Origin of the sequence: Methylobacterium sp. WL116 (assembly GCF_008039455.1) — a bacterium.
In the GTDB taxonomy this organism is placed as follows: domain Bacteria; phylum Pseudomonadota; class Alphaproteobacteria; order Rhizobiales; family Beijerinckiaceae; genus Methylobacterium.
Genome location: NZ_VRUV01000308.1, coordinates 1 through 5,557, shown reverse-complemented (window position 1 = coordinate 5,557; position 5,557 = coordinate 1). Strand labels below are relative to the sequence as shown.

Annotated in this window: 8 protein-coding genes; 6 read left to right on the top strand and 2 right to left on the bottom strand. The window is 71.2% G+C overall.

Annotated features, from left to right (window positions below; all coding sequences use genetic code 11):
- From FV223_RS32595 to rnhA, 5 genes are all read left to right on the top strand, one after another.
- On the top strand, positions 1–391 hold a 391-nt coding region (locus FV223_RS32595), incomplete at its 5' end, for a type II toxin-antitoxin system HicA family toxin (protein ID WP_348644808.1).
- A gap of 56 nt (positions 392–447) precedes the next feature.
- Entirely contained in the window at positions 448–855 is a 408-nt protein-coding gene (locus FV223_RS18855) for a type II toxin-antitoxin system HicB family antitoxin (RefSeq protein WP_147728445.1), read from the top strand.
- 165 nt (positions 856–1,020) lie between these two features.
- Complete coding sequence (gene ispH, locus FV223_RS18850; RefSeq protein WP_147728444.1) at positions 1,021–2,031, top strand: 4-hydroxy-3-methylbut-2-enyl diphosphate reductase; 1,011 nt, start codon at positions 1,021–1,023, stop codon at positions 2,029–2,031.
- Positions 2,032–2,145: 114 nt separating this feature from the next.
- Positions 2,146–3,111, top strand: coding sequence for a homoserine kinase (locus FV223_RS18845; protein WP_147728443.1), 966 nt, complete (start codon positions 2,146–2,148; stop codon positions 3,109–3,111).
- Entirely contained in the window at positions 3,108–3,578 is a 471-nt protein-coding gene (gene rnhA / locus FV223_RS18840; protein ID WP_147728442.1) for a ribonuclease HI, read from the top strand. Before FV223_RS18845 ends, rnhA begins: the two co-directional genes overlap by 4 nt.
- Before the next feature lie 20 nt (positions 3,579–3,598).
- Here rnhA and FV223_RS18835 read toward each other — a convergent pair whose 3' ends face one another.
- Together FV223_RS18835 and FV223_RS18830 are read right to left on the bottom strand one after the other, a co-directional pair.
- Positions 3,599–4,240 (bottom strand): DedA family protein, encoded by a 642-nt coding sequence (locus FV223_RS18835; RefSeq protein WP_147728441.1) that lies wholly within the window; start codon positions 4,238–4,240, stop codon positions 3,599–3,601.
- 108 nt (positions 4,241–4,348) lie between these two features.
- Entirely contained in the window at positions 4,349–4,831 is a 483-nt protein-coding gene (locus FV223_RS18830) for a peroxiredoxin (RefSeq protein ID WP_147728447.1), read from the bottom strand.
- A 482-nt stretch (positions 4,832–5,313) separates the two neighbouring features.
- Between FV223_RS18830 and FV223_RS18825 the strand changes: the two genes are divergently transcribed.
- Positions 5,314–5,557: hypothetical protein (locus FV223_RS18825; protein WP_147728440.1), on the top strand; the 244-nt coding region annotated here is incomplete at its 3' end.

Genomic DNA, 5,557 nt, shown 5'->3' with positions numbered 1-5,557 from the left:
CCGGTTGCGGGACGCGCGGTCACGAAGGTCGGACGGCAGGCGCGCGCTGCCGATCGCGCCGTCCGCACGCGCGCTTGCCATACACAAGCTTGCGCAACGACGGGCGACGCTTATAATCCGGCTTGCAGGCCCGCGGATCGACGGCGCTGCGGCCGCAGCGAGCGACCCGGACGGGATCGCCATGCCGCCTCGCGTCCGCCTCTCCAAGACCCGCGACCTGCTGGCCGCCCTCGAAGCCGACGGATGGGGGATCGCGCGGAAGGGCCCGGGCGACCATGTCCAGCTCAAGCATTCGACCAGGCCGGGACGGGTGACGGTGGATGCCGGTCGGCGCGAGCAGGCGATCGGCACGCTGCGAAGCGTGTATCGGCAAGCCGGGTGGGCGTGGTGACGCCTCCGCCCTTCGAGGATGAGGCCGGATCGTCGGCCCGACGGGAAGCACCGCCCATGGCCCGTGTCGTCATGCTGATCCACGGCGAGGCCGGAAACTACGGCGCCTCGTTCCCCGATTTCCCCGGCGCCACCACCGGCGCGGACGACCTCGACACGCTCTACGTGAAGGCGGCCGAGATGCTGGCCTTCCATGTCGGCGGCCTGGCCGAGGATGGCGAGCCGATCCCCGGCATCCGCTCGCTCGACGCGCTGCGCCGCGATCGCGTGTTCCGGGAGGACAGCGCCGATGCGATCGTCGCCCTCATCGACGTCGACCTCCCCGGGCGCGCCGTGCGGGTGAACATCTCGGTCGAGGAGAATCTGCTGAAGCGGATCGATCGCGCGGCCGCCTCGGCCGGCGAGACCCGGTCCGGCTTTCTCGCCTCGGCCGCCAAGGCGCGGCTCGTCGGCGCCGGGACCTGAACCCCGACGCGACCCGCGCAGCGCCCCCGAATCCCCACCCTTCGACGAACGCCGGCCCCGGGGGTCACCCGCGCCGGCAAACGTGCTATAGCGCGTGCCCACGCGGCGGGTTTGCCGCGGCCGCCCGGTTGACAGGGCGGGCCCCTCCTCGCCACATCCCGGATCATGAGCGCCATCACGAATCTCGACACCGCCTCGGACGGGGCGTCCGCAACCGCCGCAAAGCCGCCGCTGGAGATCCTGCTCGCGGCCCCCCGCGGCTTCTGCGCCGGCGTGGTGCGGGCGATCGACGTGGTCGAGCGCGCGCTCGCGATCTACGGGCCGCCGGTCTACGTCCGCCACGAGATCGTGCACAACAAGTACGTGGTCGAGAGCCTGAAGCGCAAAGGCGCGGTGTTCGTGCGCGAGCTCGACGAGGTCCCCGACGGCGAGGCGCCGGTGATCTTCTCCGCCCACGGCGTGGCCAAGACCGTGCCGGCCAACGCCGACACCCGCGGCCTGATCACCATCGACGCCACCTGCCCGCTGGTGACCAAGGTCCACCGCGAGGCCGAGATCCACCACAAGCGCGGCCGCCACGTGCTCCTCGTCGGCCATTCCGGCCACCCGGAGGTCGTCGGCACCATGGGCCAGCTGCCCAAGGGCTCGATCACCCTGGTCGAGGACCTCGAGCAGATCGCCGCGCTCGAGCCCGAGAACCCGAACAACCTCGCCTGGGTCACCCAGACGACGCTGTCGGTCGACGACACCCTGCACATCGTCGCGGCCCTGAAGGCGAAGTTCCCGACCATCACCGGGCCGCACAAGGACGACATCTGCTACGCCACCACCAACCGTCAGGAGGCGGTGAAGCAGATCGCGCCGCTGGTCGACGCGCTGATCGTCGTCGGCTCCTCGAACTCCTCGAACTCGCAGCGCCTGCGCGAGGTCGCCGAGCGCGTCGGCTGCCCGATCACCCGCCTCGTGCTCCGCGCCGAGGAGATCGACTGGCCCGCCTTCGAGGGCATCACCAAGCTCGGCCTCACCGCCGGCGCCTCGGCCCCCGAGGTGCTGGTCGAGGAGATCATCGACGCCTTCGCCGCCCGCTACACGGTGACGGTCGACACGGTGCAGACCGTGGTCGAGGACATGGTCTTCCCGCTGCCGCGCGAGCTGCGCAGCGAAGCCGCCGAGTAGGTTCTCTGCGACTTTGGGCGGCGGGTGCCATCGCCCGCCCGTCTCGCCGGCTCGGGCCGGCGGGGAACATCGTCGCGTGCCGATTGATCTGAAGATCCGTAGAAAAGAAGCGCCGTGGCCGTCTACACCGAGGTATCCGACGCGGCTTTGACCGACTTCCTCGCCGATTACGAGATCGGCGGGCTGCTCTCCTACAAGGGCATCGCGGAAGGGGTCGAGAACACCAACTTCTTCCTGCACACCACCGGCGGCGCCTACATCCTCACCCTGTACGAGAAGCGGGTGCGGGCCGGCGACCTGCCGTTCTTCATCGGCCTGATGGAGCACCTGGCGAGCCGCGGGCTGGCCTGCCCGCAGCCGATCCGCAACCGCGACGGCACGGCGCTCGGCACCCTGTGCGACCGCCCGGCGGCGATCGTCAGCTTCCTCGACGGGGTCTCGGTGAAGGCGCCGACCGCGCATCACTGTGCCGAGCTCGGACGCGCCCTGGCCCGGCTCCATGCGGCGGGCGCCGATTTCGGCATGCGTCGCGACAACAGCCTCTCGGTCGGCGCCTGGCGGGGGCTGTTCGACCAGGCCGAGCGCCAGGCCGACGGCGTCGCGCCCGGGCTCGCCGCGCGCACCCGCGACGACCTCGCCCTGCTCGAGGCGCGCTGGCCGGCGAACCTGCCCGGCGGGGTGATCCACGCGGATCTCTTCACCGACAACGTGTTCTTCATCGGCGACGGATTGTCGGGGCTGATCGACTTCTACTTCGCCTGCACCGACGCCTTCGCCTACGACCTCGCGATCTGCCTCAACGCGTGGTGCTTCTCTCCTGAGGGCACCTACCACCGCGACATGGGCGCGGCGCTGATCGCCGGCTACGAGGCGGTGCGCCCGCTGGAGGCCGCCGAGATCGAGGCCCTGCCGATCCTGTGCCGCGGCGCGGCGCTGCGGTTCATGCTGACGCGGCTGGTCGACTGGCTGAACGTGCCGCCCGGCGCCCTGGTGCAGCCGAAGGACCCGCGCGAGTACGACCGCCGCCTGAGCTTCCACCGGCAGGCCGCGGACGCCTCGGCCTACGGATGGTCGCGATGAGCGAGGCGGCGACCGACGCGGCCCCCACCCGGGTCAAGATCTACACGGACGGGGCCTGCTCGGGGAATCCCGGCCCCGGCGGCTGGGGCGCGATCCTGATCTACGGCGACACGCGCCGCGAGATCTCGGGGGGCGAGGCGCACACCACCAACAACCGCATGGAGCTGCTCGCCGCGATCGAGGCGCTGGAGACGCTCAAGCGCCCCTGCCGCGTCGACGTGTTCACCGACTCGCAGTACCTGCGCCAGGGCGTCACCAGCTGGATCCACGGCTGGAAGGCGCGGGGCTGGCGCACCGCCGACAAGAAGCCGGTGAAGAACGAGGACCTGTGGCGCCGCATCGACGCGGCGCGCACCCGCCACACGGTCGAGTGGCACTGGGTCAAGGGCCACGCCAGCGACCCGCTGAACAACCGCGTCGACGCGCTGGCGGTGGCCGCGATGGCGCCGTTCAAGACCCGCCGCTGAGGGGGGAGGACCCGCGCCGCTCAGGCGAGCGGGCCGGGGATCGCGCGCTCGGCTTCGGCGAGCAGCCGCGTCTCGTGGCGGCGCACGAACAGCCACAGGGCCAGGCCGCCGAAGATCACCAGGGCCAGCAGCGCCAGCCCGACGGGGCCGGCGATCTGCTCGATCGAGCGGCCGCAATAGTAGGAGCCCAGCCCCATGCTGGTCGCCCAGGCGAGGCCGCCGAGCCCGTTGAACAGCATGAAGCGGCGGGCATCGAGCCGGTTCACCCCGGCGAGCAGTGCCGCGTAGGCGCGCAGCATCGCGGTGAAGCGGCCGAAGAACACGATCTTCCCGCCGTGCTCGCGGAACAGGTACTGCCCGAGCTTGAGCCGGCCGTGGTCGAGGGCGATCATGCGGCCGTAGCGCAGCAGCAGCGGCATGCCCCAGCGCCGGCCGACCCAGTAGCCGAGGTTGTCGCCGATGATCGCGGCGGCGGCCGCGGCGGCGATGATCAGCGCGATGTTGAGGTTGCCGGTGCTGCCGGCATAGACGGCCGAGGAGATCAGCACGGTCTCGCCCGGCATCGGCACGCCGGCGCTCTCCAGGGTGATGATGACGAAGATCGCGACGTAGCCGTAGGACGCGATCAGGTCGGCGATCGGCAGTTCGTGCAGGAAGGACATGCGGCCCCTGAGGTTGATCGGGCCGCAATTCGCAACGGGAAGGTGGCCATTCGAGGGCGCATGTCCGGCCTCGGCCGGCGCGCCCTCCCAAGGGCGTCCCCGCCGGGATCAGATCACCTTGAGCAGCGCCTCGGCGCTCGAGGTCTCGGCCTTCGAGGGCGATTCCTCGACGTTGAGGACGCGCACCACGCCGTCCTCGACCAGCATCGCGTAGCGCTTGGAGCGGATGCCGAGGCCGAAGCCGCTGCCGTCCATCTCCAGGCCGAGGCCCTTGGCGAAGTCGCCGTTGCCGTCGGCGAGGAACTCGAGCCCTTCCGCGCCGCTGGCCTTCGACCACGCGTCGAGCACGAACACGTCGTTGACCGAGGTGACCGCGATGGCGTCGACGCCGCGCGCGAGGATCGCGTCCTTGTTGTTGACGAAGCCCGGCAGGTGGTTGCGGTGGCAGCTCGGGGTGAAGGCGCCCGGCACGCCGATCAGCACGACGCGGCGGCCCTTGAACACGTCGTCCGTGGTCTTGGCGAGGGGGCCCTCGGGGCCGGTGATGCGGAAGGTGGCCTGGGGCAGGTGATCGCCGACCTGAATCGTCATGTTGGACCGTTCCTCGCGCATCGCGGCATCGCGCCGCTTCGGATCGGCGGTGACGTAGCGCGGCCCGCGGGGGCTGTCGAGCGAGGCGGCGCGCGCAAGGGCGATCGCCAGGGTGATCGCAGGGATGGCGCCGCGGGATCGGGATGCGGTCGCCGGTTCGGGCCGCGCGCCTCGGCGCACCGCCTTCGCCCGCGCGCGCTCCAGGCGCGCCAGCTCCCGGCTGGGCCGGAACAGGAGGATGCGGACGAGGGTCCGCATCTCCGGCGTCCCCGCCGCCTCGACCGCCGCCTGCGCCGCGATGCAGGCATCGACCGTCGTCGCGAGATCGCGATGCGAATTCATCCGTCCTCGATACGGGTTTGACGCGCGGCCCGAAAACATCGAGCTGTCGTGCCATCATCCGATAGTTTTTGTCGGACGTAGATCGGTTACGCTGACCGCATGGCCGACTGTAAAACTGATTTCCGATCATTCGATCGGTGATGCGCATGGGTTCCGAATTCGTCGCAGGTTCCGGCCGAGCGGCCGCCAGGCTGGCGGAGATCGCCCGGTCCCTCGCGATCCCGGTCTCCGCCTTCGACGACCCGCGCGCCTGCCCGCTCGGCGGCCCGCTCGGCGACACGGCGGAGCTGCTTCGCCTGTGGCAGGGGATCGACGACCCGCTGCTGCGCGCGCGCGTGCTCGCTCATGTGCTCGCTTCGGCGCCGGCGACCGCCCAAGGGCGGG

Coding starts and splice junctions, on each gene's coding strand:
- FV223_RS18855 (WP_147728445.1), top strand. CDS start 448: ATGGCCCGTGTCGTCATGCTGATCCACGGCGAGGCCGGAAACTACGGC.
- ispH (WP_147728444.1), top strand. CDS start 1,021: ATGAGCGCCATCACGAATCTCGACACCGCCTCGGACGGGGCGTCCGCA.
- FV223_RS18835 (WP_147728441.1), bottom strand. CDS start 4,240: ATGTCCTTCCTGCACGAACTGCCGATCGCCGACCTGATCGCGTCCTAC.
- FV223_RS18830 (WP_147728447.1), bottom strand. CDS start 4,831: ATGACGATTCAGGTCGGCGATCACCTGCCCCAGGCCACCTTCCGCATC.
- rnhA (WP_147728442.1), top strand. CDS start 3,108: ATGAGCGAGGCGGCGACCGACGCGGCCCCCACCCGGGTCAAGATCTAC.